Source organism: Kribbella amoyensis, assembly GCF_007828865.1.
In the GTDB taxonomy this organism is placed as follows: Bacteria; Actinomycetota; Actinomycetes; order Propionibacteriales; family Kribbellaceae; genus Kribbella; species Kribbella amoyensis.
On sequence record NZ_VIVK01000002.1, the window covers coordinates 736,206 to 761,935 of the forward strand.

A 25,730-nucleotide genomic window follows, 5' to 3' on the forward strand; every position below is an offset into this window, starting at 1 on the left:
TAGGCTTAGGGACGGATCTTTCAGGAATTTCGGACGTCCGTCAAATGATCGGCCGCGACACCTCCGCGCCGGGACCGGCGGAGCGCGGCCGGGATAGTACTGTCCGAGGCAGTCCGAGAGAGGAGCGCCGGCAGTTGCAGTGGCATCGGGGGACGGAGGACGAGCCGGTCAGCATCGGCGTCGTCGGCCCGCGGGACATGGTCCAGCAGATCCTGCTCATGGAGGAGGCGGCCGGCGCCCGGAACTGGCGGCTGGTCGGTGCGGCGCACGACCGGGAACGGCAGGCGTACGACCAGGTCCAGAAGGTGGCCGGCAGTGTCGACGTCATCCTGTTCACCGGCCCGCTGCAGTACGACCTGGCACGGGAGGCCGGTGAGCTCACCGTGCCGTCGACGTTCGTCCCGGTCAGCGGCGCGTCGCTGTACTCCAGCATCATCCGGGGCCTGATGGCCGGCACCCTCGATCCGTCCCGGGTGAGCATCGACTCGATCTCGGCGGCCGAGGTCGAGGTCGCGTACGCCGACATCGGCGTCAGCACCGAGCGCGTGCACACCCTGGAGTACCGCGACACCGGGTCGGTGGACGAGTTCGTCGAGTTCCACCGCAAGCTGTCCGAGGAGGGCCTGACGTCGACCGCGCTGACGACGGTGAAGTCCGTCGCCCAGCGGCTGAGCGAGGTCGACGTCCCGGCGCTGCGGCTGATCCCGCCGGCGAACACGATCCGGATCGCACTCAACACCGCGGCGCTGCTCGGCGCGGGCAGTATCCGCGGCGACTCGCAGATCGTCATGGTGGTCGTCCAGGTCGCGCCGTCCTCGCGCCCGGTCAGCAGCGGGCCGCAGGGCTATCGGTACCTCGAGCTGATCCTCGGCCTGCACCAGCTGCTGCTCGCCGAGCTCGGTGAACTCGGCGTCGCCATCGCCCAGCGAGACGCGGACACGTTCGTCATCACGGCGACCCGTGGTTCGCTCGCCCAGCTGACCGACCGGCTGCAGTCGCCGCGGTTCGTCGACCGGGTCCGCGCGGAGACGGGCATCATCACCGACCTCGGTGTCGGTGTAGGGGAGACGCCCCGGGCCGCCGAGGAGCACGCGTACGCCGCGCTGGCGCGATCCCGTGCGTCCACCGACGCGCCCGCGTACCTCGTCCGTCCGGACGGCAGCGCGACGGCCCTGTCGGGTCCGCCGGATCAGCCGGCTTCGAGCGAGCCGCCGACGAGCTGGTCGAAGGCCGCCGAGACGCTGGCCCGGATCGTCGAGGTACTGTCGCTGAAACCAGGCGAACCGGTCGTGGTCGACGCGGAAGCCGTGGCCGACGGCCTCGGCGTCACCCCTCGCAGCGCTCGCCGCATGCTCGTCACCCTGGTCGACGCCGGCCTGGCGTGGCCGATGCCGTCGGTCCAGTCCTCCCGGGGCGGCCGCCCGCGGCAGCAGTTCCGCCTCGTCCTCGAGTAGCCCTGAACTTCACCGGCCCGACCACTCAAGGCTTTACGGCGTGACCAAAGGGCGGTTCAGTCCGACAACCCTGGCAGCTTCCGCCGAGTGCCCAGGTCGATCCGGTAGGGCGGGGTGCCGGTGGGGGAGCGGACCTCGATCAGCCGGCCCGGGTGGAGGTCCGGGTCGATCCGGTACAGGTCGGCCAGCTTCGTGTCCGCGGACCGGTCGCCGGCGTCGGCGGCGACCAGTAGCGCGGCCAGTTCGTCGGTCGGGCCGAGGTCCATCGACAGGTCGTCGGCCATCGCGCCGAACCCGTCCCACAACAGCAGCTCGTCGCCCCGCAGATGCGCGAGCTGCAGGAACACGTAGTCCCGGATGAACCAGCCGCCGCGGATCGGCAGGTCCGGCGCCACCCCGTACAGGTCGCCGTCGATCTCCCCGGCGCGGAACGCCAGCCACACCTCGGCCGCCGACCGGAACCGGCCCGCCGGGATGTCGTGCACGTCGAACCCCCAGTGCTCGGCCGGGCCGATCTGCGGGTCGACCTGGTTCCAGCGGCCGCGGTCGAAGTACTCCACGATCACGTGGTCGTGGTGGAACCCGGGCGTGAAGTACGACGCGAACCCGATCCGGCTGCGGGCCGGGATCCCCTGGTGCCGCAGCATCGCGACGGCCAGCAAGGTGAAGTCGCGGCAGCAGCCGGCGACGCGGTCGACCGGCTCGCGGGGTGTCGTCAACGGGACCGCGTTGCGCTGTTGGTCGCAGGCGAGGATCTCGTCGACCCAGCGGTGGTTCACCTCCTCCAACCGATCAGGGGTGAACTCGACCTCGCCCCCTCGGTAGTGGATCAGCAGGTTGCGGACGACGTCGGTCAGGCCGGCGATGTCGGTGGGGACCGCGTCCAGCAGTCCGGCGTACCGGCCGGGGTCGCTGTAGGCGGTCTGGCGGGTGTGGTCCATCAGGCGGTTCCTCGGTTCGGGCGGGCGCTGTCGGCCCGGATCGGCTGGGCGATGTCGACGGCCGGGTCGGAGCCGGCCAGCTCGCGGAAGTGCCGGTGGTAGATCTCCCGGACGGACCCGGTCTCCGGCCAGGCGGCCCGGCGGACCTCGTCCTGGAGCAGGTCGTAGGCGAGCATGATCCGCGGATACGCGCACTCGTCCTTGGTGATCGTGCAGTACGCCTCGGTGTGCGCGGGCTCGACCCGGATCGTGATCGGCCCGGCCGGGTCGACCAGTCCGGTGAACGGGACGCACACCTCGACGGTCGCCTCGCTCTCCGGGGTGACCGAGCCGTGGTAGATCACCCAGGACCCACCCGGAAGCTCCGCGCCGGCGGCCTCCAGATGGGCCCGGATCTCCATCGTCGAGGTGACGATCACGCCCATCAGCGACTGCTGGTCGGTGTCGGCCCGGATCGCGGCGATCTTCGTCTCCGGTACTTCGCGGAGCCGGACCGGCCGCGGCGGCAACCCCGGTGAGCCGGCCCGGATCAGCCGGTCTCGCAGGTACTCCAGCGTCGCCCGCCGGGACGCGCTGGTCGCCTCCTCGGCCGCCCACCACCGGTCCAGCCGGATCAGGGCCTCCTCGTCGGACCCGGCCAGCACCTCCGCGATCGTGCTCAGCGGCATGTCGAGCTGGCGGAGCACGCTGATCCGGCGGGCCCGTTCCAGCTGCGACTCGTCGTACCGGCGGTAGCCGCTGACCGGGTCGACGCGGGCCGGGGCGAGCAGCCCGGACACGTCGTACAACCGCAGCGCCTTGTGGGACAGCCCCGCCCGCCGGCCGAACTCGCTGATCGTCAGCTCGACAACCTGTGCCATGCGCCTACTCAACACCCTGCCCCTGGGGCAAAGTGAAGTCCGGCCGCAAAACCCGTGGTCAAGTCCGCGGGTCCGGTCGATGATGGGGTGCATGGCCGCCGAGCCCGTAGGCGAGCAGTGCGGACCAGCGCAGGTGGTGGAGATCGCCTGTGACGAGTCCGGGTTTTCCGGGACCAATCTGCTCGACCAGGACGCCCGGGTACTCGCGCACGCCAGCGTCCGGATCGATGACGAGGCGGCCGCCGACTGCGTGGCCCTGCTCCGGGCCAGCTCGCCGTACCCGGTCCGGGAGTACAAGTCCGCCCAGTTGCTGCGGCCCGACCAGCGGCCGGTCCTGAGCTGGTTCCTCGGTCCGGACGGACCGTTGCTCGGGCAGGCGGCGGTGCAGCTGACAGACAAGCGGTTCCTGGTCGCGGGACGGATCAGCGGCCTGTTCGCCGGGGAGTTGAGCTACGTCACCGGGACGAGCCTGGACCGGGACCACCGTGCCGTCGCGCTCGCGCGGGTGCTGCACCATCAAGGTCCGGCGACGTTCGGTCCGGTCCGGTGGAAGTCGTTGCTCAAGGCATTCATCAGCTTGCTGCGGGCCAAGAACCACGGCCAGTACCTGACCCGGACCGAGGCGTTCCTCGCGGTCGCCGCGGAGTACGAGGCGGACGAGGCGCTGCCGATCAGCGAGCCGCTGCGGCTGATCCGGACCGGCCGGCCGCGCCTGCTCGCCTTGCAGGACAGGCTTTTCGACGACCGGACCCTGATCCCGCCGTTGGAGGTGATGATCCCCGCGCTACTGGAGACGAGCCTGCACTGGGCTGGTCCGGGCCGTCAGGTCGCGGTGATCCACGACGAGCAGAGTGCCCTGACGGTCCACCGGATCGCCCAACTCAACCAGCTGCTGACGGTGGAGTCGGACAGCCTGCTCACCCTCGAACAGGCCGACTCGCGGACCGATCCCCGGGTCCAGGTCGCCGACCTGCTGGCCGGTGCCGCCCGGCAGATCGCCACCGCGGAGCTCCGAGGCGAGGGCGACCCGACCCTGACGACCTTGTTACGGCCCTACCTCGGCCCGCACGCGATCTGGTCCCACCCGACCAGCTGGTCCCGCCTCTCGGCCTGAGCGATCCGGCGTCCGGAGTTCGACGAGGCGGAACGCTCCCGTGGCCGCCGCGAGCGCCCCGGCCAGTACCTGGGCGACCAGGACCAGAGCGAGCCCGCCCCCACCGGCCGCGTCGAACGGTGACCCCGGAGCGAGCAGGATGACGACCTGGTACAGGCCCGAGCAGAGCATCGAGCCGGAGCCGATCCACGCCGCACCGAGCGGCCACCAGATGCGCCGACTCCGGCCGGAGACCAGGACGCCCAGCCCGAACAGTCCGGCGAATGCGAGCACGGCCGACGCCGCGTCCATCGCCTGCTGAGGAAGATCGCGGTCCGCCACCGGCAGCCCCGCCTGCCCACCGAGGGCCCAGTACAGCCGCAGGGCGACGACCACGGCGGTAAGGATGCCGACGGCAACGGTCACCAGGATCTGGACCTCACGAGCCGGGCTGTACTCCCCGCGCTCGCTGAGCGTCCGTCCCCACCGGGCGCGGACGTGGTGGGCGAAGGCGGCGGCAAGCCCGAGGCCCTGCAGGATGAACCCGGTGTACACGATGGCGTACACCCAGCCCCGCAGGCCGTTCTCCGGATCCCCACTCGCGGTGCCCGCACCGGTGATCAGTTCGGCGGCGAGGCCGAGTGGCGCCGCCAGCATCACCGGGGCGAGCAGTCCGGCGGCGACCCACATCGGGAACAGCAACGACCACACCGGCAGCCGTCGTCCCCAGTCCCGCACCAGGGCCAGCGTCAGCACGGCCGCGACGAGCTCCATCGCCGCGGTCAGCAGGTTGCCCGTCACGAAGGCCGGCGAGCTCATCAGGTCCGGCTGGGCCAGCCCCAGGTCGCTGCCGAGGAGCCAGGCCGTCTTGAGGCTGAGGTAGGGCAGCATGGCGACGACGGTGAGGTAGCCGATCGCTCTGGCCGTGGCGGTGTTCACCCCACCGAGTCTGTCGCCGCCCACCGCGCGGTACTTCCCTCCCGCGAGTGCCGTATCTCACCCGCGCGAGGGACCGCGGTCACAGCGCGCGGAGCAGGACCAGGCAGCGGGGTGCGAGTGGTACGACGGCGCCGGCTTCCACTTCGGTGACGCCGGACTCGGAGGTGTCCAGGACGACCTCGTACGCCGGGGCCCAGGACGCGTCCGGGACGACGACCTGGCGCGCTTCCGGGGTCGCGTTCAGCGCCAGCAGGAACGAGTGGTCCACCAACACGTTGCCCTCGACATCGGTCCCGCGGAGCGCGTCGCCGGCCAGGAACATCCCGAGCGTGCGCAGGCTCCCGTCGAACCAGTCGGCATCCGTCATCTCACCACCGTGCGGCGCGATCCAGGACAGGTCCTTGCGCCCACCCGGGACCACCGGCTGACCGGAGAAGTAGTGCCACTGCCGCAACGTCGGATGGGCGGCCCGGAGCGCGAGCAGCTTCTTGGTCAGCGCCAGGTGATCCGCCCACTGCGCCGGCAGCGACCAGTCGAACCAGGAGAGCTCGCTGTCCTGGCAGTACGCGTTGTTGTTGCCGTACTGCGTCCGCCCGCACTCGTCGCCCGCGGTGATCATCGGCACGCCGGTGGACAGCACCAGCGTGGACATCAGGTTCGCCATCTGGCGTTTGCGCAGCGCGATCACGGCCCGGTCGTCGGTCTCGCCCTCGACCCCGCAGTTCCAGGACCGGTTGTCGTCGGTGCCGTCGCGGTTGTCCTCGTGGTTCGCCTCGTTGTGCTTGTGGTCGTACGAGACCAGGTCGCGCAGGGTGAACCCGTCGTGCGCGGTGACGAAGTTGATCGACGCGTACGGGTACCGGCCGTCGTCGCCGTACAGGTCGCTCGAGCCGGACAGCCGGTACGCGAGGTCCTTGACGCCGTCGGAGGAGTTCCGCCAGACGTCGCGGACGCTGTCGCGGAACTTGCCGTTCCACTCCGACCAGGGCGTGCCGAAGTTGCCGACCTGGTAACCGTACGGGCCGACGTCCCACGGTTCCGAGATCAGCTTGACCCGGCCGAGCACCGGATCCGCGGCCACCTCGGCCAGGAACGGGTGGTCGAGGGTGTCCACCTCGTGCCGTTCGTTGCGGATCAGCGTCACCGCCAGGTCGAACCGGAACCCGTCGACGCCCATCTCCTCGACCCAGTACCGCAGCGAGTCCATCACCAGCCGGCGGACCTGCGGGTGCGCGGTGTTGACCGAGTTGCCGGTGCCGGTCACGTCGTACATCGCGCCGCCGTGGGCGAGCCGGTAGTACGCCCGGTTGTCCAGGCCGCGGAAGCTCAGCGTCGGGCCGTCGGTCCCGCTCTCGGCGGTGTGGTTGTACACGACGTCGAGGATCACCTCGATCCCGGCGGCGTGGAACGCGGCCACCATCGCCTTGAACTCGGCCACCTGCTCACCGGCCGAACCCGCCGACGAGAACGGCGCGTGCGGGCTGAAGTAGTTCAGCGAGTTGTAGCCCCAGTAGTTCGGCAGGCCACGGGCCGCGATCGACGGCTCGGTGAGGAAGTGGTGGATCGGCAGCAGTTCGACCGAGGTGACGCCGAGGTCGGTCAGGTACCGGATCACGGAGGGGTGCGCGAGCCCGGCGTACGTGCCGCGCTGGTGCTCGGGCACGTCCGGGTGGAGCTTGGTGAAGCCCTTCGTGTGCAGTTCGTAGACGACCGTCTCACTCCACGTCACCGGCCGGCTGATCGGCGGGGGCGGCGGCGAGTCCGCGACCACCACGCCGACCGGGACGTGCCCAGCCGAGTCGCCGTCGGAGGAGTCGTAGATCAGCGGGCTGCCGTGGTCGAGTTCGCCGTCGACGGCCCGGGCGTACGGGTCGAGCAGCAGCTTGGCCGGGGAGAACCGCAGCCCCTGCGCCGGGTCGAACGGCCCGTGCACGCGGTACCCGTACCGCTGGCCGTGGCCGACGCCGGCGACGAACCCGGTCCAGTACTCGCCGGTGTGCGCGAGGTCGAGGTTGCGCTGGCCGCCGTCGGCGTCGATCAGGGTCAGCTCGACCCGCTCGGCGGCCGGCGCCCACACGGTGAAGGTGGTGCCGTCGGACTGGACCACCGCCCCCAGCCGGGGGTCCGGTCCGGGGGAGGGGCCGAGCGCGTTCGGGGCGGCCTGGGCTTCGGTCACCGGCACATTCTGCCCATGACCTGTCAAAGAAGCTGCAGGGGTGTGCTGAGATGCACGTAACGATTTGCTGATGTGCGGGAGAGGCTGGTTGCGAACGCCTGTGCGCAATGATAGAAACGCAAAGACCGTTACTAAGTTACCTGACCCACCCTACGTCAGGTGACAGGTTGGCCGGCCCTACTCCTGGCCGGCGTCGCCACCCGACACGTTCCCCAGGGGAGCCGAGGAGAAGAATGCGAATCCCATCAGTCGTGGCCGGACTCGTGCTGGCCGCCACCGCGCTCACCGCTTGTGGCGGGGGCACCGACCAGGCCGGCGACACGAAGGTCCCCGACGACCCGTCCCAGGTGAAGGGTGACATCACCTACGCGATCTGGGACGTGAACCAGCAGCCCGCGATGCAGGAGATCGTGAAGGCGTTCAACGCCAAGTACCCGAACGTCAAGGTGTCCATCTCGCTGGCCACCTTCGACCAGTACTTCACCAAGCTGAAGACCCAGGGCACGTCCGACAACCTGCCCGACGTGTTCTGGATGAACGGCCCGAACTTCCAGCTGTTCGCCGCGAACGACCAGCTCGCCAAGCTCGACGGCCTGACCGAGGCCAAGCAGCTCGACCCGGCGAACTACCCGAAGGCGCTGAACGACCTCTACACGCTCGACGGCACCCAGTACGGCGTCCCGAAGGACTACGACACGGTCGCCCTCTGGTACAACAAGAAGCTCTTCGCCGACGCCAAGGTGCAGCCGCCGACGGCGGACTGGACCTGGGACGACTACAAGGCGGCCGCGGCGAAGCTGAAGGCCGCGCTCGGCCCGAAGGGCATCTTCGCCACCGGTGACACGCTCGGCAACCAGGCCGACTACTACCCGGCGATGCTGAGCAACGGCGGCTACGTGATCAAGGACGGCAAGTCCGGCTACGGCGACCCGAAGTCGGTCGAGGCGCTGCAGTTCTGGTCCGACATGGTGAAGAACGGCTACACCCCGACCGCGGCGCAGAACGCCGAGACCAAGAGCCAGGACCGCTTCTTCGACGGCAAGGCCGCGATGATGTGGAACGGCAACTGGGTCGTCTCGGCCGCGATCAAGTCCCAGCACAAGGACGACTTCACCGTCGTTCCGTTGCCGAAGGCCCCCGGTGGCGAGCGGAAGACGGTGATCCACGGGATCGCCAACGTGATGAGCGCCAAGACCAAGAACCCCGAGGCGTCGGCCGCGTTCCTGGCCTTCCTCGGCGGCAAGGACGCCGCGCTGATCCAGGCCAAGGCGGGCGCCGCCAACCCGGCCTTCACCGGCACCCAGGGCGACTTCGTCAACTCCGTGCCCGGGTACAACCTGAAGACCTACATCGAGGCGGCCGAGCAGTACGCCGAGCCGTACCCGGTCTCCAAGGACACCGCGGTGTGGAACAAGCTGGAGACCGACCAGATCGCGGCCGCTTTCGGCGGGGACAAGCCGATGTCCGAGATCGGCCCCGAGGTCGCGAAGCAGATGGACGAGGCACTGGGCAAGGAGAAATGAGCTCTGCCACCGACGTGACCCGCTCGTCCGGCCGGACCACCCGGCCGGACGGCGGGCGGCGCGCCCCGGTCCGGCGACGGCCGGCCGGCGACGGCGGGTGGCCGTGGCTGTTCGTCCTGCCGACCTTCCTCGGCGTCGTCGTCTTCTACCTCTGGCCGCTGGTCAAGACGCTGTACACCAGCTTCACCGACACCGGCCCGTTCGGCGGCAGCACCTGGGCCGGCGCGGCGAACTACAGCGCGCTGGTGACCGACGGCGAGGTGTACCGGGCCATCGTCAACACGGTCGTCTACACCGCGATCGTGCTGCTCGGGATCCCGCTGGCGACGCTGTTCGCGAGCCTGCTGAACCGGCCGAACCTGCGCTTCGCGATGGTGTACCGGACGCTGTTCTTCCTGCCGTACGTGGCGATGCCGACCGCGATCTCGCTGGTCTGGCGACTCATCTACAACGGTGACTACGGCGTCCTGAACCAGGTGCTCGGCGTGGTCGGCGTGGACGGGCCGTCGTGGATCACGCAGGAGTGGTTCGCGTTGATCGCGGTCGCGCTGCTCGGGTTGTGGATGTCGATCGGCTTCAACATGATCGTGCTGTCGGCCGGGCTGAAGGGCATCCCCGGCGAGCTGTACGAGGCGGCGTCGCTGGACGGCGCGAGCTCGGCCCAGCAGTTCCGCCAGATCACGGTGCCGCTGCTGAGCCCGTCGATCTTCTTCCTGTCGGTGATCACCACGATCGCCGGGTTCCAGTTGTTCGACCAGCTGTTCGCGCTGCTCGGCCCGACCAACCCGGTGATGCCGAAGACGCAGTCGCTGGTGTTCCTGTTCTACGACGCCGCCTTCGTCGGCAACGACCGCGGGTACGCCGCGGCGGTGGCGATCCTGATCCTGGCCGTGGTCGGGGTGCTGACCCTGTTCCAGTTCCGGTTCCAGCGGAGGTGGGTGAACTATGGCTGAGCTGTCCCCGAAGCTTTCCTCGGCACGCTCGTCCCGGCGGGCCGACCAGGCCAGGCTGGGCAGCAACCGGGTCGCGCACGTGGTGCTGATCCTCGGCAGCCTGGTGATGATGTTCCCGTTCCTGTGGCAGCTGAAGATGGCGTTCTCCAGCCAGGCCGAGATCCAGGCGATCCCGCCGAAGCTGCTGCCCGGCGAACTGCGCTGGAGCAACTTCACCGAGGTGTTCGAGCGGCTGCCGTTCCTGGATCAGTTCTGGGTGTCGGTCGCGGTCACGGCCGGCCGGACCATCGGCCAGCTGGTGCTGTGCTCGATGGCCGGCTACGCGTTCGCCCGGATGTCTTTCCGGTTCAAGGGGGTCATGCTCGCGCTGATCCTGTCGATCCTGATGGTGCCGAGCCAGGTGTACCTGATCCCGCAGTACCAGATCGTCCAGCAGCTCGGCTGGCTGGACTCGATCCAGGGCATCGTTGCCCCCGGCATCTTCAGTGCGTTCGGCACGTTCCTGATGATGCAGTTCTTCAAGTCGATCCCGGCCGAGCTGGAGGAAGCCGCCCGGCTGGACGGCTGCAACCCGTGGCAGACGTTCTGGAAGGTCGTCCTGCCGGTCGCCAAACCGGGGCTGATCTCGCTGGCGATCATCACCGTGCTGGCCTCCTGGGCGGACCTGCTCTGGCCGCTGGTGGTCACCTCGTCGCCCGAGCAGATGCCGCTCGCGGTCGGCCTGGCCACGCTGAGCGGGTACCAGGGCAGCATCTCGCCCGGTGTCCTGATGGCCGCCGCGCTGATGGCGATGGCTCCCGTGCTGATCCTGTTCGTCGTCCTGCAGCGCCGGGTCGTCGAGGGGATCGCGTTCTCCGGACTGAAGTAGTTCTCGAGCAGAAGGAAACTGATGAGTGAACCAGACCTGTCCGGTCCGACCGCCGGACCGACAGTGGGCCTGATCGGCGCGGGCAACATCTCGCACGTGCACGCCGCCGCGTGGAAGGCACTCGGCGCCCGGGTGCTGGTGCACTCGCACGCGGGCGCCGCCGAAGTGGCCGAGCAGTACGGCTTCGAGGCGGTCGACTCGCTCGACGAGGTGCTCGCCCAGGTGGAGTTCGTCGACATCGTCACGCCGTCGGCGACGCACAAGGAGCTCACCCTGGCCGCGATCAAGGCCGGCCGGGACGTGATCTGCGAGAAGCCGCTCACGCTCACCGCGGCCGACTCGCACGAGCTGTTCGAGGCCGCCGCGGCCGCCGGGGTGCGGATCTACCCGGCGCACGTGGTCCGCTTCTTCCCGGCGTACTCGGCCGCGTACGCCGCGGTCCGGGGCGGCCGGATCGGCGAGGTCGCGGTGGCCCGGTTCTTCCGGCAGGCGAGCTCGCCCGCGGGCGCCGGCTGGTACCGGGACGTGGCCCGCTCCGGCGGCGTGATCATGGACCTGATGGTGCACGACCTCGACCAGGCCCGGTGGATCTGCGGCGAGGTGACCAGCGTGTACGCCGTGCAGAGTCCGCCGACCGTGGACGGGATCTCGCCGGTCAACGTGGCCGCGCACGTCACCCTCACCCACGCCTCCGGTGCGATCAGCCACCTCCGGGCGACCTGGGGCGCGACCGGGACGCAGTTCAAGTCCGGCTTCTCCATCGCCGGGTCGACCGGCGTGCTGGAGTACTCGTCGGCCGAGGACACCGGGTACGCCGAGGAGCTCCAGGACGGCGCGACCGGTGGAGACCTGCTGATCCCGGCGTCCACGCTCGGTGAGAGCCCGTACCTGATCCAGTTGCGCGAGCTCGCCGCCGCGCTGCGCGGTGGACCCGAGCCGCGCGTCACCGCCGCCGACGGCGCTACCGCGGTGTACCTCGCCGAGGCGGCCCGCGAGTCGATGGCCACCGGGGCCACGATCGACATGACCACCTGGAAACCTTCCCCGTCCCACCACCGGGGTCAGGTTGACCCCGCAGGAGTTGTCGCATGAGCCTCAAGGTCGCGATCGCCTCGTTCGCGCACACCCACGCCGCGTCGTACGCGTCGCTGCTCGCCGCGTTGCCCGATGTAGAGGTGCTGGCGTCCGACCCGGACGGCGCCGCCGCTCCGGACAGCGGTCCGCGCGGTGCCGAGTTCGCCGCGTCGCTGGGCGTGGACTACGTCGACACGTACGACGAGCTGTTCGGGTGGGGCCCGGATGCGGTCGTGGTGACGAGCGAGAACGCACTGCACCGCGAACTGGTCGAGCGGGCCGCCGCGGTCGGCGCGCACGTGCTCTGCGAAAAGCCGCTCGCCACCGAGGTCGCCGACGGCGAGGCCATGCTGGCCGCGTGTGAGGCGGCGGGCGTGATCCTGATGACCGCGTACCCGGTCCGCTTCGCCCCGTCGTACGGGCGGCTGAAGGCGTCGGTGGAGGCGGGTCGCCTCGGTGACGTGTTCGCGGTGCTGGGCACGAACAACGGGAAGATCCCGTACGCCCAGCGGCAGTGGTTCACCGACGCCAAGCTGGCCGGTGGGGGAGCGCTGGTGGACCACACCGTGCACTGCGCCGACCTGATCGACGGCCTGACCGGTGGGGTCGAGGCGGCGCGGGTCCACGCGGTGGCGAACCGGGTGCTGCACCAGGACAAGGGCGTCGACGTCGAGACCGGCGGCCTGGTCACGATCACGTACGAGAACGGGCTGCTGGCAACCATCGACTGCTCCTGGAGCGTCCCCGACAACGGCCCGACCTGGGGCGGCGTCACCCTCCAGGTCACCGGCACCAACGGCTCGGTCGAGATCGCACCCTTCCAGCAACACGTAGGCGGCACCGACCCCGCCGGCGAGGTCTACCTGGCCGTCGGCGGCAACCTCGACGCGGCCCTGCTGACCGAGTTCCTCACAGCGGTCCGCAAGTCCGGCAAGCCGGTCCCGGGAACCAGCCCGGCCGTCATCCCCCAACCGGACGGCGCCGTAGGCCTGCGAACCCTCAAGATCGTCGACGCAGCCCGCCGCTCAGCCACCTCCGGCCAACCCGTCGACCTGTAGAACAGCGGATCCAGCCGCACGTGAACACCAACCCGGGACCTCGGACAAGAAAAAACCTGTCCGAGGTCCCGGCTTCTTGTGCCGACGGGTGCCACCGGGGCGAGGCGTGCGTACTGCGGGCGGGCGCAGCGGGAGGTAGCTCCCTCCGGGAGCAGCTGGGCTCGGGGAGCTGGGTACCTGCTGCACGTCCTCCGTCGCGTGTAGGCGCGCCTGACCATCAACCCGGGACCTCGAACAGGAAATAGCCTGTCCGAGGTCCCGTCTTGTTGTGCCCATCATCGGTAACTCCGCGCATACCCGCCCTCTCACCACCTGCTCCCGGAGGGAGCTACCCCGACACGCACCGACGGTCCACCCGCCTGACCTCGCCCGGTGGCGCCTCCCCGGTAGTACTAGGTGATCGCCTGGTCCGGTACGGTGCCGGGGATGTGACTCGTGGGTAGTCGCGACGACTGGAGGAGTGAGGCGATGGGCGAGTTCGTCACGCTGACAGTGACCGACGGCGTCGGCACGATCCGGCTCGACCGGCCGAAGATGAACGCGCTGAACGTCCAGGTGCAGGAGGAGATCCGCGCCGCCGCCCACGAGGCGACCGACTCCGACGAGGTGCGCGCGGTGGTGATCTACGGCGGCGAGAAGGTGTTCGCGGCCGGCGCGGACATCAAGGAGATGGCCGACATGTCCTACGCCGACATGGTCAAGCGCTCCGGCCCGCTGCAGTCCGCCCTGTCCGCCGTCGCCGCGATCCCGAAGCCGACGGTCGCCGCGATCACCGGGTACGCCCTGGGTGGTGGCTGTGAGCTCGCGCTCTGCGCCGACTACCGGATCGCCGCCGACGACGCCAAGCTCGGCCAGCCCGAGATCCTGCTCGGCATCATCCCCGGCGCCGGCGGTACGCAGCGGCTGTCCCGGCTGGTCGGCCCGTCGAAGGCCAAGGATCTGATCTACACGGGCCGCTTCGTCGACGCCGGCGAGTCGCTGCGGATCGGCCTGGTCGACCAGGTCGTGCCCGCGGCCGAGGTTTACCCCGCCGCCGTCGCGTGGGCGTCCCAGTTCTCCCGGGGTGCCGCGCTCGCTCTGCGTGCCGCGAAGGAGGCGATCGACGCCGGCCTGGGCGTGGACCTGCACACCGGCCTGGAGATCGAGCGGCAGCAGTTCGCCGCGCTGTTCGCCACCGAGGACCGCGCGATCGGGATGAAGTCCTTCGTCGAGAACGGCCCGGGCAAGGCCGAGTTCAAGGGAATCTGATGACCACCTCCGCTGAGAAGCCGGCCGCGACCGCCGAAGAGGTCGAGGCAGCCTGGAACGACAACAAGCTCGCCCAGGTGCTCTACCACGACTGGGAAGCCTCGACCTACGACGAGAAGTGGTCGATCTCGTACGACGAGCGCTGCGTCACCTACGCCCGGGACCGGTTCACCGCGATCGCCGGCGAGGACGGCTGGCCGTACGGCAAGTCGCTCGAGATCGGCGCCGGGACGGGCTTCTTCACCCTCAACCTCAAGCTGGCCGGCGTCCTCGCCGAGGCGCACGTCACCGACCTGTCGCCGGGCATGGTGGAGGCGGCCGAGCGCAACGCGGACACCCTCGGCTTCGCGGTCGAGGGCAAGGTCGCGGACGCGGAGAAGCTGCCGTACGACGACGACACGTTCGACCTGGTCATCGGGCACGCGGTGATCCACCACATCCCGGACGTCGAGCTGGCGTTCCGCGAGATGCTGCGCGTCCTCAAGCCGGGCGGCCGCTTCGTCATCTGCGGCGAGCCCACCCGGTACGGCGACTACGTGGCGCGGCGGCTGTCCCGGCTGACCTGGTGGGCCACCACGAACGTCACCCGGCTGCCCGCGCTGACGCACTGGCGCCGGCCGCAGGAGGAGCTGGACGAGTCGTCCCGCGCGGCCGCGTTGGAGGCCGTCGTCGACCTGCACACGTTCGACCCGGACACGCTGGCCCGGATGGCTGAGCGGGCCGGCGCGACCGATGTGAAGACGGTCACCGAGGAGTTGCTCGCCGCCTGGGTCGGCTGGCCGATCCGGACCTTCGAGGCGGCCGTACCGGAGCAGAAGCTCGGCTTCGGCTGGCGGATGTTCGCGTACAAGTCCTGGCTGCAGCTGTCCAAGGTGGACAAGGTGCTGTCTTCGGTCGTCCCGGACGAGCTCTACTACAACGTGTCGATCACCGGCGTGGCGAAGTAGCCGGTGTAGATACTGGTCGGATGCGGTTGTTGTCGGTCGAGAACCTGCGCTGGGTGGTCCGCCACCGGGCGTGGACCCCGTACTACCTGAAGCGCTACTGGCGGTTCGCCTGGTTCAAGCTGCGGCATCCGCAGGTGGTCACCGAGGGGTTCGTCTTCCTCGGCAAGAAGCTGGAGATCGTGGCCCGGCCCGGGCACGGCCGGATCGTGCTCGGCCGGTTCGTGCACCTGGGCGACGAGACCCGGCTGCGCGCGCACGAGGGCACGCTGCGGATCGGCGACAAGGTGGTGTTCGCCCGCGACGTCACGGTGAACTGCTACCTGGACATCGAGATCGGTGCCTCGACCCTGATCGCGGACTGGACCTACATCTGCGACTTCGACCACAAGACCGACGACCTGCACCTGCCGATCAAGGACCAGGGCCTGGTGAAGTCCCCGGTCCGGATCGGCCCGGACTGCTGGCTGGCCACCAAGGTGACCGTGACCCGCGGAACCGACATCGGCCGCGGCGCGGTGATCGGCGCGAACAGCGTTGCCCGTGGCAACATTCCTGAGTACGCCGTGGCGGCCGGCATCCCGGCCGTCGTGGTGCGCGACCGGGTCGCCCGGTACGCCGCGGACGCCGAGCGCCGCGCGTACCTGCAGGGCCTGGCCCGCGACAACGAGGCGACGGCGGCCAGGCTGCGCGCCGGGGCGGTCCCGGAGCCGGAGACGGCGGCGGGTCCGGAGACGGCGGGTCCGGACGCGGAGGTCCAGGCCGAGACGGAACGAACGGGTGGTTCGGTGCAGGCGGGCGGTACGGAGACGGGTCACGAAGTTGAACCTGAGGGGTTCTCAAGTTACTCGTCAGTCGGGCAGTATGTCCCGGAAGTCGTCGGAGAAGAGGAGATCCAGCGTGGCTGACCGGCCGGATCTGGGGTCCGCGCTGGACCAGGCGGCGGCCGACGACTCGATCACACCGGCCCGGCACCAGGTGGTGGATCCCGTGCCGATCGTGACGGACGGTCCCGAGTTGGCTACGTTGGAGAGCAGGGACAGCGGTCAGGACCGCCCGGCCGCCGGGGTGCGACGCCGGTTGGCGCCGCGGCCGGTCCCGGGCAACCGGCGGAGGAAACCGGTGCCGCAGGTCACGGAGACGGACGAGGAACCGACCCCGGCTGAGGAGATGGACGACGTGGGTACGCACGACGACAAGGCGGCCAAGGCCACCGACGGCGACGCCGAGCAGGCGGCGACGCCGGCCGGGGCCGAGCAGACGGCCGGTGGCGGCGCGACGGCCACGAAGGCCAAACCCCAGACCGCGGCCGAGATCGTCGCCGCGCAACGGGCCCGGGAAGCGGCCGCGAAGTCCGCCGGCGCGGACGACACCGCGGTGACAAGGACCGTCACCCGGCCGAAGACCGATGCCTCCAGCAACAAAGCGGCGGAGGACAAGCCGATCGGCGCCAACCCGCTGGCGGCGGCGAAGGCGGCCCGCGAAGGCCAGGGATCGACCGCGGGCAAGGGATCGACCACGGGCAAGGGATCGGCGGGGCAGCCCAAGGGCAAGGCCGCGCTGTCGACCGTCGGCTCCGGCGTGAAGCGGCTGCGGAACCTGATCGCCTCGCTGATCTGGCTGCTCGCGGTCCTCGCGGCCGCGGTGCTCGCGCTCGGCGCGCTGTTCACCGCGCTGGACCAGACGAACCAGAGCAACGAGATCGTCCGCTGGGTACTGGAACGCGGGCAGGATCTGGTCGGCCCGTTCAAGGACCTGTTCCGGCTGGAGACCGCGAAGAACACCCTGCTGGTGAACTGGGGGATCGCGGCGCTGGTCTACCTGATCGCCGGCAAGATCGTCGAGCGCTTCGTCCGGCCCTGATCACTGCTTGATCGGGAGTCGGCGGGTGAGCGGTAGCAGCCGCTCACCCGCCGGGTCTTGCCGGGCCCTGGTGACCAGCGCAGTGGCTAGGGCAGGGGCAGGAAGGCGATGCGCTCGTGCACCTCGCCGCCGATGTGGGTGGTGTCGGACGCGACCCAGAGCCCTTGCGCGGTGAGCAGCAGGTCGTACCCGCCGACGCCGCGGTCCTTGGTCGGGTTCCACGAGTACGCCAGGCCGCTGTGCGGGTTGAGCGCCGCGATCCCCGGCCGTGAGACCGCACCGGGTCCGGCGAAGTCACGGCCGCCCGGGTTGTTCATCCAGCGTTGGTGACCCTGGACGTACACGGCCGCGCGGGTGACCTGGACCGACAGCAGCGTGTCCCCGCCGGTGTAGTTGGCCCAGACCGGGTACGTCGTGCGCGCGTCGCTGGTGTTCCAGCGGGTGGCCGAGTCGCACAGGTGGGTCCGGTCGTTCGGGAAGCCGCCGCCGGTGGTGACGATGACGAAGTACGTGCCGTCGTGGGAGAAGTCGACGTCCCGCGAGTACGTCGGGGTGGCGGTGTAGCAGGCTTTGTCGAACAGCGGCGAGTACCAGCCGCTGACCGTGGCCGACGAGGCGCCGAGGTTGATCATCGCGGCCTGCCGCCGGGCCTGGCCGCCGACCGAGGTGAAGGTGCCGACGATCGCGAGCCGGGTGCCGGCCGGGTTCGGCGCGAACCGGAACACCTTGGTCTGGCCCGCGTTGGTCCCGCCGGGCGCGCCGGTGATCGCGAGCTTGATGTATCCGGTGTCGCCGCCGGTGGCCGGGTTGACCGCGATCAGCTTCTTGCTGAACGTGCCACCGAGGATGAGCCGGCCCTTGACGATCGCCATGTCCGTGACCGAACCGGTGAGCCGGGCGTTGAACGCCGGATCGACGGCGCCGGTGTACGGATTGAGCTTGACCACGCCGGTCCGCGGTACGCCGTTGACGGAGTTGAAGTACCCGCCGACCCACAGCGAGCGGCCGTCGGTGGCGAGCGCCCAGACCTCGGAGTTGAAGCTGGCCTGGAAGGCGGTCAGGCCGCCGGTCACCGGGTTGAAGCCGAACAGCCGGTTGCGGTTGATCGTGCCCGCGTTCGTGTACGGCTTCACCTGGCTGAACTGGCCGCCGGCGAACATGATCCCGCCGAGTTGGAGCATCTTGTACACCGCGCCGTCCTGGACCCGCGGAGTCAGGTCGGACGGGTTGGGGGAGACGACCGCGGTGTGCGCGATCGGCGACCCGGTCGCGGGTCCGCCGGTCAGCACCGTGACCAGCGTCAGGGAGGCGGCGGCGACGACCGCACCGAGCCCCAGGAGATGTTTCTTCATACGGCAACTTCCAAACCGTGATCACAGGGGCGCCGAGCGGCTGCCGGTGGCCGACTGTTGCACAGTCGGTGGCTTCCGAGGAAGACAGTTTGGCCCGATGGTTACGGGATAGGTAACAGAACGTAATGCCCTACTGTGTAACGCACACGCAGCGTAAGATTACGCTCGCCGTGCGACGACGACCAGGTCCAGGCAGTCGTCCAGGTCGCCGCTCCGCAGATCGAAATCCTGATGGGTCGTCCCGGTCACCAGGCGGACCAGCTCGTCGTCCCACGTGTCGTGATCGGTTGCCAACTGCTGGTTCACGCAGGATCCGTGCTGCGCCTCCCAGGTGCGCAGCCGATCGCCGTGCTGCAGGCCGAGGACGTGGGTGATCTCCAGTTCGGGCTCGACCAGCTCGACGAACTCCGCGGCGGTGAGTTCGCGGGTGTGGTACCAGTTGCCGCTCGGGAACGTCAGCCGGTTCGGCGTGCTGAGGACGAGGGTGCCGCCGGGGGCGAGGATGCGGGCGCACTCGGCGACGAACCGCGGCTGCTCCCACAGGTGCTCGATCGTCTGCAGGGACGTGACCAGATCGAAGGTGTTGTCGCGGAAGCCGGTCTGGACGAGGTTGCCCTGCACCACTTCGACCTGTGGATAAACCCTTTGGACGTGGCGAAGAGTCGTACCTTCGTAGTCGAGACCGGTCACGGAGTCCGCCCCGGCCAGGCGGAGCTGCTCCGCGCCGTAGCCCTCGCCGCAGCCGGCGTCGAGGACGCGGCCGGTCACGGGCAGGGTGGCGGTGATCCAGCGGTAGGCGGCGTCGTGGCGCGCGAACCAGTAGTTCTCGTGCCAGATCCCGGGCGCGGTTCTCTCGCCGGTGAGCGGTAACGTCTCGGTCACCCCGCCACACTAGGGGTGCGTCCGGTCCGCGCGGGAACGTGGATCCGGACTGTGATGGGACTCGCACGCGTCTTATGTTTCTCGCGAGTAACATCCGTGGCAGGCTGGGAGAGACCGCAAACCAGAAGGGGTCCCACACGCTATGAAGATCGTCGTCTGCGCGAAGTTCGTGCCGGATGCCACCGCGGACCGCCGCTTCCGCTCCGAGGACAACACGGTCGACCGGGCCGGTGTCGACGGGCTGCTGTCCGAGCTGGACGAGTACGCCGTCGAGACCGCGCTGACCGTGAAAGAGGCCGGCGACGCCGAGGTGACGGTGCTCACCGTCGGGCCGGAGCAGGCCGCCGATGCGGTGAAGAAGGGCCTCCAGATGGGCGCCGACGCGGGGGTGCACGTGCTCGACGACGGCATCCACGGATCCGACGCGGTCGCCACCTCGCTGATCCTGGCCAAGGCGCTGGGCAAGCTCGAGGCCGACCTGGTCGTGTTCGGGATGAGCTCGACCGACGGCGGCATGGGCGTCGTCCCGGCGATGGTGTCCGAGCGGCTCGGGCTGCCGGCCGTCACGCTGGGCTCGGAGGTGACCGTCGACGGGACCTCGGTGAAGATCCGCCGGGACGGCGACACCGCGAGCGACACGGTCGAGGGCACGCTGCCGCTGGTACTGAGCGTCAGCGACCAGGCCAACGAGCCGCGCTACCCGTCCTTCAAGGGCATCATGGCCGCGAAGAAGAAGCCGGTGCAGACCTGGTCGCTGGCCGACCTGGAGATCGCGCCGGACCAGGTCGGCGCGGGCGCCGCCTGGACCGAGGTCGTCGAGGTGACCGCGCGACCGGCGCGGACCGCGGGCACGATCGTCGCCGACGAGGACGGCTCGGGTGCCGGTCAACTCGTCGAGTTCCTGTCCACCAACAAGTTCCTCTGAGGAGCCACCGAACCATGTCGAACGTTCTCGTTCTCGTCGACCACACCGGCGGCACGGTCCGCAAGACCACCGCGGAGCTTCTCACCATCGCGCGCCGGCTGGGTGAGCCGGTCGCGGTGTTCATCGGCGAAGGGGTCTCCGACGCGCTGCCGGCGCTCGGCCAGTACGGCGCGACCAAGGTGATCGCGCTGACCGACCCCGACCTGACCCAGTACCTGGTGGCGCCGAAGGCCGAGGCGCTCCAGCAGGTCGCGGCCAAGCTGGAGCCGGCCGCGATCCTGATCTCGTCCAGTGCCGAAGGCAAGGAGATCGCGGCCCGGCTGGCGGTCAAGCTGGACTCCGGCCTGATCACCGACGCGGTCGACGTGCAGGAGGGCCCGGTCACCACCCAGTCGGTGTTCGCGGGCAACTACACGGTCCAGGCCAAGGTCACCCACGGCACCCCGATCATCACGGTCAAGCCGAACTCGGCCACCCCGGAGGCGGCCGAGACCTCGCCGGAGGTGGAGGAGTTCGACGTGTCGGTCTCCGACGCCGCGAAGACCGCGAAGATCACCGACTCCAAGCCGCGCGAGGCCACCGGGCGTCCCGAGCTCACCGAGGCGGCGATCATCGTCTCCGGTGGTCGCGGCACCGGCGGCGACTTCGGCCCGGTCGAGGCCTTCGCCGACTCCCTCGGCGCGGCCGTCGGCGCGTCCCGGGCCGCCGTCGATTCGGGCTGGTACCCGCACGCGTACCAGGTCGGCCAGACCGGCAAGACGGTCTCGCCGCAGCTGTACGTCGCGGCCGGCATCTCGGGCGCGATCCAGCACCGGGCCGGCATGCAGACCTCGAAGACCATCGTCGCGGTGAACAAGGACGAGGAAGCACCGATCTTCGAACTGGTCGACTTCGGCGTCGTAGGAGACCTCCACAAGGTCCTCCCCGCCGCCACCGAAGAAGTCACCAAGCGCAAGTCCTGACCCCAGCACCACCCCCGGACCCGGCCCGTCCTTCCCGACGAGCCGGGTCCACCCACGTCCACCCACGCCCACGTGTCCCTCACACCCACGTCCGCCCCACCCACGTGTCGCTCACACCCGCGCCACCCTGGCGACTTTGTGCACCGGTCAGTCGTTGGGGCCGCGGCGAGCCGACTGGTTCGCGCACAGGGTCGGTGCCGGTGGCTGGTGCGTGCACAACGTGGACGTCGGCAGGTGCGCAACCCCTCAACCACCCCGTCGCCTCTGGCCGCCCCGCCACCGTGGCGACTTTGTGCGTCGGCCGGTCGTGCTGGGCGCGGTGGGTTGGCTGGTTCGCGCACAAGGTCGGTGCCGGTGGCTGGTGCGTGCACAACGTGGACGTCGGCAGGTGCGCAACCCCTCAACCACCCCGTCGCCTCTGGCCGCCCCGCCACCGTGGCGACTTTGTGCGTCGGCCGGTCGTGCTGGGCGCGGTGGGTTGGCTGGTTCGCGAACAAGGTCGGCGTCCGTGGCTGGTGCGTGCTCAGAGTGGTGGTTGGCACGTGCACAAAGTGGGGGGCGGTGAGTGAGGGGAGGGGGCCGGGTGAGGTGGTGCGGTGAGCGAAGTCCGGGTGAGGTGGGGTGGGCGAGCGGGGTGGGGGATCTGCTTGGCTGGTGAGGGCTGGGGCTGGGGTTCGGGTTCAGGTGGGCCAGACTTGGTGGCGGGAGTCGGTGCCGGTGCCGGTGCCGTGGTCGGGGTCGCTGCCGCGGATCAGGATCCAGTGGTCGAGGGAGTTGGCGCGGTAGAGGCGGAGGCCTTCTGGTTCGCGGAGTTCGTCGACCTCGAAGCCGCGGAGTTCGGGGTAGCGCGAGCTGTAGAAGGCGGCGCGGTCCTCCAGTTCTTCGGCGGGGACCAGTTCCGCGATGGCGGTGAGGTAGACGGCGGACGCCTTGCCGATGGCGACGCTGGAGTCGTGGATGACGATGCTCACCCTCGGGTCGCGGGCGAGGTTGCGGGAGTGCACGGACTCCGGCGAGGACGCCCAGTAGTACGAGCTGTGGCCGTCGGGGGTGAAGTAGACGGGCGTGACCCAGGCGGTGCCGTCGGCGCAGATCGTGCCGAGCGTCATGTACTTGTTGGCGTCGATCACCGCGGCCGCCCGCTGGTCGAGGATCTCCTGTGTCATGGCGTTCTCCTCAGGCCGCGACGTCGTACGTCAGGTGGGTGGCGTTCGGTGTCGTCACCGTGGCGCGGTGGATCAGCTTGATCGGCGGCATCGTGGTCCGTTCGAACAGTGGGGTGCCGTCGCCGAGCACGATCGGCGCCAGGTGAATCCGGACCTCGTCGGTGCGCCCGGCGTAGAGGTATTGGCGGCAGAGGTGGCCGCCGCCCATGATCACCACGTCTTTCGTCCCGGCCGCTTCCTGGGCCAGTTTCAGCGCCGCCTCGAGTCCGTCGGTGACGAACCGGAACCGGTCGCCCAGGCGGGTCCGGGCCGGTCGGTGCGAGGTGACCACGAAGATCGGCGGCAGGCTGCCGTCTTCGCCGGTCTCCGCGTCCCAGCCGTGCGGGCCGTCGATGAAGTCGAAGGTGCGGCGGCCCATCAGGACGGCGCCCGCGGCGGCCGCGGTTCCTTCCAGGGCGGCCCGGTCGGCGTCGGTCGGGGTGACGACCCAGTCGTGCATCGGCTCGCCGCCCACGCCCAGGCCGTGGGCCAGATCCGCGCCGGGTGCGGTGACGAAACCGTCCAGCGACACGGTGATGTCGAGTATCACGCGTCCCATGATGTCCTCCTTGGTTGCTGTCCCGCCCAGGCTGGCGCCGCGCGGTACGGACTGTCCTCCGTGCTCGCCTCCCATTCACCACGGAGTCGGCCCGGCGGCGGGCATGATGGGCGCATGGCGGGTCCGAGGGAGGTGTCGGCGCGCGAGGCCGAGGTACTCGCGGCGCTCGCGGGCGACCGGTCCAACGCGCAGATCGCCCGGCGGTTGCAGATCAGCGTCCGGACGGTCGAGAGCCACGTCTCGTCGCTGCTGCGCAAGTACGGCGTGACCGACCGCCGCGAACTCGCCCGGCTGGCCGAGGTGGCCGGCTCCGAGCAAACCGAGATCACCTTCACCGGCCTGCCGAACCAGGGCACCAGTTTCGTCGGCCGGGAGCGGGAACGCGCCGAGGTGATCGGTGCGCTCGGCAGCAACCGTCTGGTCAGCCTGCTCGGACCAGGGGGCGTCGGCAAGACCCGCCTGGCTCTGCAGGTCGCCGCCGAACTCGGCCCGCGCTTCCCGTACGGCGGGGCCGTGGTCGACCTGGTTCCGGTGCGGCCCGGGTTCGTGGTGGCCGCGGTCGCCGCCGCGTTGGGGGTCGCCGAGCAACCGCCGCAGGAGCCGGTGGAATCGCTGCTCGACCGGCTTCGGCTCGGCCGGACCCTGCTGGTCGTGGACAACTGCGAGCACCTGGTCGAGGAAGTCGGCGTCCTGCTCGCCCGGATTCTCGCCCAGGCGCCGGAGACCACCTTGCTCGTCACGAGTCGCGAGCGGATCGGGGTGGTCGGGGAGCGCTCGGTCGGACTCGGGCCGCTGGCGTTGGGGTCGGACGCGGAGCAACTGTTCGCGGATCGGGTCCCACCGGAGTTCGCCATCGACCCGCAGCTCGCCGCCGACGTGTGCGCCGGGCTGGACGGCGTACCGCTGGCCATCGAGCTCGCCGCGGCGCGGGCCGGGTCGCTCGGGCCGGACGGGTTGCTGGCCGCGTTGGACGACCGGCTCAGGTTGCTCGCGGGAGGACGCGGCCCGGACGAGCGGCATCGGTCGCTGGCCCAGGTGATCGGCTGGAGTTACGCGTTGCTGGACGAGGCGGAGCGGGCGGTGTTCCGGCGGCTCGCGGTGTTCGTCGGCGGGTTCGACCTGGATGCCGCGGTCGCCGTGAATCCGTCCCGGTCCCGTGGTGAGGTCAGCGATCTGCTCGGCCGCTTGACCGACAAGAGTTTGCTGCGCCGTGGTCAGCAGGGCGCGGTCAGCCGCTGGCGGATGCTGGAGACGGTCCGGGCGTTCGCCGCCGAGGAGCTGGCCGGCAGCGGCGAGGCGGCGGAGGCCACGGCTCGGCACCTCGCGTGGGCGCTCGGCACCGTCGAGCGGCTGGAGCTGCGGCTGACGACGGGGGAGTGGGAGGCCGAGTTCGACCAGGTCACCGGCGACCTGCGCGCCGCCCTCACCCAGGCGGCACTCCCGAAGCCGGCGCTCCCGAAGCCGGCGCCCCCGAAGCCGGCACTCACCAACCCGGCCGAGCAAGCGGACGAGCAGGGGCATCGGTTGGCGCGGGGGCTCGCGCATCTGACGTTCGCGCGGCAGCGGTTCGTCGAGGCGCGCGAGCACTACCTGACCGCGGCCGACCTGGCCGCGTCACCGGCCGAGGAGTACGAGGACCTGCGGGACGCGGCGGAGGCAGCGCTGGTCGTGGCGAACGGCGGCCTGGCGTACCAGTTGTTGCGGCGGGCCGCGGAGCTCGACGACGAGCGCCTCAGCAGCGATGCCCTCGCCCTGGCTGTCACGGCGGTCAACCGGTACGACGTCGAGGAGCACCAACTCCCAGACCGAGGTGCTGCACTTCTCGCGACCAAGCAGGGCGACACCGGGAGTGCGTTGACGGCGATCGCGCGCGCCTGGGTGGATCGGCCCGAGCTCGCGCCGGCGGAGGCAGCGGTTGCCGCGGCACGGAGTACGGGGGATGCGCTGGTGGTGATGAGTTCGCTCGACGCGTACTGCGTCGCCGCGGCGTCGGCCGGTCGGTTGCGGGAGGCGCGGCGCGCGGCCGAGGAGCGGCTGGCCCTGGCCGCCGAGTTGCCGCGGCACGATCCGCGGGCGGTGGCCGAGATCGTGGACGCGTTCCACGTCGCGTCGACCACGGCCGTGTCCGTGGGCGCGCTGACCGAGGCGGTACGGCTGGCAAGGGGGATCGACGATCCGGTCCGCGGGCATCCGTACATCACGGCTCCGCGGCGGATCCGGGCGTTCGCGCTGAGCGGGTTTCTCGACGAGGCGGTTCGTGAGGCCGACATCATGTGGACCGGTTGGCGCGCGGCCGGGTGCCCGCCCGCGCAGTGGATGGCCTCGGCCGCCGCGTCGGCCACACTCGCGCACGGCCTGCTCGGCGACGGGCAGGCGCCGGTCTGGCGGCAACGAGCGCTGGAGCTCGCCCGGGTCGGCGACGCGGCCGAGGCGCCCGCTCTGGCGGCCCCCGCCGCGTTCGTCGATGCCCGGCTGGCCCTTCACCTCGGGACGGACGATGCGGAGAAGGTCGTCGCGCGGACGTTCGAGGACTTCTTCGAACCGTGGTGGGTCCCGTACGCGCAAGCGGCCGGCGCCGAGTTGGCGATCGCGGCCGGCCTGCCGGATCCGGCGCAGTACCTGGAGTTGGTGACCACGGCCGGGGAGAACGACTGGGCCGCCGCGACCCTGCTGCGCGCCCGTGGGCGGCTGACCGGGGACGAGGCGCTGTTGACCGAGGCAGCGAGCCGATTCGAGGGGATCGGCGCGCGTTTCGAGTACGCCTGCACGCTGCTGCTCCTCGGCGACGACCGGGCCGCCGAGGACCTGGGTGGGGTACGGCCGGTGGGCTGGTAACGGTTCAGGAACGGCC

Annotated in this window: 22 protein-coding genes; 14 read left to right on the forward strand and 8 right to left on the reverse strand. The window is 70.4% G+C overall.

Translation table 11 applies throughout. The annotated features are described in order from the left end of the window. Positions 1 to 134 precede the first annotated feature (134 nt). Positions 135 to 1,454 (forward strand): helix-turn-helix domain-containing protein, encoded by a 1,320-nt coding sequence (locus FB561_RS33600; RefSeq protein ID WP_145814049.1) that lies wholly within the window; start codon positions 135 to 137, stop codon positions 1,452 to 1,454. Positions 1,455 to 1,510: 56 nt separating this feature from the next. On the opposite strand, the gene FB561_RS33605 is transcribed toward FB561_RS33600, so the two are convergent. Together FB561_RS33605 and FB561_RS39065 are read right to left on the reverse strand one after the other, a co-directional pair. Beyond that, entirely contained in the window at positions 1,511 to 2,395 is an 885-nt protein-coding gene (locus FB561_RS33605; RefSeq protein WP_145814050.1) for a transglutaminase-like domain-containing protein, read from the reverse strand. After that, positions 2,395 to 3,255, reverse strand: a complete 861-nt coding sequence (locus FB561_RS39065) for a MerR family transcriptional regulator (RefSeq protein WP_145814051.1) — start codon at positions 3,253 to 3,255, stop codon at positions 2,395 to 2,397. Before FB561_RS39065 ends, FB561_RS33605 begins: the two co-directional genes overlap by 1 nt. Before the next feature lie 91 nt (positions 3,256 to 3,346). On the opposite strand from FB561_RS39065, the gene FB561_RS33615 reads away from it, so the two are divergent. Next, a complete protein-coding gene (locus tag FB561_RS33615; RefSeq protein ID WP_145814052.1) occupies positions 3,347 to 4,369 on the forward strand; it encodes a hypothetical protein in 1,023 nt (340 codons plus the stop codon). On the opposite strand, the gene FB561_RS33620 is transcribed toward FB561_RS33615, so the two are convergent. Both FB561_RS33620 and glgX read right to left on the reverse strand, forming a co-directional pair. Next, positions 4,301 to 5,287 (reverse strand): hypothetical protein, encoded by a 987-nt coding sequence (locus FB561_RS33620; protein WP_145814053.1) that lies wholly within the window; start codon positions 5,285 to 5,287, stop codon positions 4,301 to 4,303. The two genes, FB561_RS33615 and FB561_RS33620, sit on opposite strands and share 69 nt — an antisense overlap. A 79-nt stretch (positions 5,288 to 5,366) precedes the next feature. Beyond that, positions 5,367 to 7,463 carry a glycogen debranching protein GlgX gene (gene glgX / locus FB561_RS33625; protein WP_238335283.1) on the reverse strand — a complete coding sequence of 699 codons (2,097 nt, stop codon included), beginning with the start codon at positions 7,461 to 7,463 and terminating at the stop codon, positions 5,367 to 5,369. 233 nt (positions 7,464 to 7,696) lie between these two features. On the opposite strand from glgX, the gene FB561_RS33630 reads away from it, so the two are divergent. The 9 genes from FB561_RS33630 (at position 7,697) to FB561_RS33670 (ending at position 16,994) form a co-directional block, all read left to right on the forward strand. Continuing rightward, complete coding sequence (locus tag FB561_RS33630; protein ID WP_145814055.1) at positions 7,697 to 8,986, forward strand: ABC transporter substrate-binding protein; 1,290 nt, start codon at positions 7,697 to 7,699, stop codon at positions 8,984 to 8,986. After that, positions 8,983 to 9,939 carry a carbohydrate ABC transporter permease gene (locus tag FB561_RS33635; RefSeq protein ID WP_145814056.1) on the forward strand — a complete coding sequence of 319 codons (957 nt, stop codon included), beginning with the start codon at positions 8,983 to 8,985 and terminating at the stop codon, positions 9,937 to 9,939. The genes FB561_RS33630 and FB561_RS33635 overlap by 4 nt, the downstream gene beginning before the upstream one ends. Continuing rightward, entirely contained in the window at positions 9,932 to 10,807 is an 876-nt protein-coding gene (locus FB561_RS33640; RefSeq protein WP_145814057.1) for a carbohydrate ABC transporter permease, read from the forward strand. Before FB561_RS33635 ends, FB561_RS33640 begins: the two co-directional genes overlap by 8 nt. Before the next feature lie 21 nt (positions 10,808 to 10,828). Next, a complete protein-coding gene (locus tag FB561_RS33645; protein ID WP_145814058.1) occupies positions 10,829 to 11,899 on the forward strand; it encodes a Gfo/Idh/MocA family protein in 1,071 nt (356 codons plus the stop codon). After that, positions 11,896 to 12,939 (forward strand): Gfo/Idh/MocA family protein, encoded by a 1,044-nt coding sequence (locus tag FB561_RS33650; protein WP_145814059.1) that lies wholly within the window; start codon positions 11,896 to 11,898, stop codon positions 12,937 to 12,939. The genes FB561_RS33645 and FB561_RS33650 overlap by 4 nt, the downstream gene beginning before the upstream one ends. Before the next feature lie 468 nt (positions 12,940 to 13,407). After that, positions 13,408 to 14,187, forward strand: coding sequence for an enoyl-CoA hydratase/isomerase family protein (locus tag FB561_RS33655; RefSeq protein WP_145814060.1), 780 nt, complete (start codon positions 13,408 to 13,410; stop codon positions 14,185 to 14,187). Next, positions 14,187 to 15,134, forward strand: coding sequence for a class I SAM-dependent methyltransferase (locus FB561_RS33660; RefSeq protein WP_145814061.1), 948 nt, complete (start codon positions 14,187 to 14,189; stop codon positions 15,132 to 15,134). Before FB561_RS33655 ends, FB561_RS33660 begins: the two co-directional genes overlap by 1 nt. Positions 15,135 to 15,154: 20 nt before the next feature. Next, positions 15,155 to 16,039: an acyltransferase gene (locus FB561_RS33665; protein WP_145814062.1), complete on the forward strand. Its 885-nt coding sequence runs from the start codon at positions 15,155 to 15,157 to the stop codon at positions 16,037 to 16,039. Then, positions 16,032 to 16,994: a hypothetical protein gene (locus tag FB561_RS33670; RefSeq protein ID WP_238335284.1), complete on the forward strand. Its 963-nt coding sequence runs from the start codon at positions 16,032 to 16,034 to the stop codon at positions 16,992 to 16,994. Before FB561_RS33665 ends, FB561_RS33670 begins: the two co-directional genes overlap by 8 nt. A gap of 86 nt (positions 16,995 to 17,080) precedes the next feature. Here the strand turns inward: FB561_RS33670 and FB561_RS33675 are convergent, their stop codons facing one another. Next, entirely contained in the window at positions 17,081 to 18,346 is a 1,266-nt protein-coding gene (locus FB561_RS33675) for a delta-60 repeat domain-containing protein (protein WP_145814064.1), read from the reverse strand. A gap of 159 nt (positions 18,347 to 18,505) precedes the next feature. Next, entirely contained in the window at positions 18,506 to 19,228 is a 723-nt protein-coding gene (locus FB561_RS33680; protein ID WP_145814065.1) for a class I SAM-dependent methyltransferase, read from the reverse strand. Positions 19,229 to 19,370: 142 nt separating this feature from the next. On the opposite strand from FB561_RS33680, the gene FB561_RS33685 reads away from it, so the two are divergent. Further along, entirely contained in the window at positions 19,371 to 20,153 is a 783-nt protein-coding gene (locus FB561_RS33685; RefSeq protein WP_145814066.1) for an electron transfer flavoprotein subunit beta/FixA family protein, read from the forward strand. A gap of 14 nt (positions 20,154 to 20,167) precedes the next feature. After that, positions 20,168 to 21,115, forward strand: coding sequence for an electron transfer flavoprotein subunit alpha/FixB family protein (locus FB561_RS33690; RefSeq protein ID WP_145814067.1), 948 nt, complete (start codon positions 20,168 to 20,170; stop codon positions 21,113 to 21,115). A gap of 680 nt (positions 21,116 to 21,795) precedes the next feature. On the opposite strand, the gene FB561_RS33695 is transcribed toward FB561_RS33690, so the two are convergent. Continuing rightward, positions 21,796 to 22,281 carry a pyridoxamine 5'-phosphate oxidase family protein gene (locus tag FB561_RS33695; protein WP_145814068.1) on the reverse strand — a complete coding sequence of 162 codons (486 nt, stop codon included), beginning with the start codon at positions 22,279 to 22,281 and terminating at the stop codon, positions 21,796 to 21,798. A 10-nt stretch (positions 22,282 to 22,291) separates the two neighbouring features. Then, on the reverse strand, positions 22,292 to 22,879 hold the full coding sequence (locus tag FB561_RS33700; protein ID WP_145814069.1) for a dihydrofolate reductase family protein: 588 nt from the start codon (positions 22,877 to 22,879) through the stop codon (positions 22,292 to 22,294). Positions 22,880 to 22,993: 114 nt separating this feature from the next. Between FB561_RS33700 and FB561_RS33705 the strand changes: the two genes are divergently transcribed. Then, a complete protein-coding gene (locus FB561_RS33705; RefSeq protein ID WP_145814070.1) occupies positions 22,994 to 25,714 on the forward strand; it encodes an ATP-binding protein in 2,721 nt (906 codons plus the stop codon). Positions 25,715 to 25,730 lie beyond the last annotated feature (16 nt).